Source organism: Pseudomonas sp. 05T35 (assembly GCF_056396605.1).
The window spans coordinates 1-382 of the sequence record NZ_JBFTLU010001004.1 but is presented as its reverse complement, the minus strand read 5'-3'; the positions used below and the strand labels follow the sequence as shown (position 1 = coordinate 382).

Sequence of the window (382 nt, the reverse complement as noted above, 5' to 3'; positions counted from 1 at the left end):
CCTTGGGTGATGCCGGTTCGCCAGCGTCCGATTCGACCCTGGGCCCGACCTCCGGTCTGAATATCGACGGCCAGCATCATCATATCTGGGACACCGTGGTCCCGACGTTTTTGCACTACAACCTGCCATTGCTGGGGTTTGGCTGGGTCGCGGCAATGGTGTTGTAACGGATTGAGCGCATCGTTTTCATCAGCGACCGGCCTGCGCCTACAGTTTTGCGCAGGCTGGCCGTTAATGCTTTAACCACGACAATAATATCCAGAGTGAACAACACATGCGCCTGAGCCTTAAAGCCAAAGTCTTGTCCCTCTCCGTCCTTCCGGTGTTGCTCTTTGCGTTGGTTATCAGTCTGACCACTGCCTTCATCTTGCAAGAGCAGGCC

The 382-nt window shown here is 55.5% G+C and carries 1 protein-coding gene; it reads left to right on the top strand.

Annotated features, from left to right (window positions below):
• The coding region (locus AC1DH9_RS31120; protein ID WP_477809584.1) for a Na+/H+ antiporter NhaC family protein at nt 1–167 on the top strand (167 nt) is incomplete at its 5' end.
• Nucleotides 168–382 lie beyond the last annotated feature (215 nt).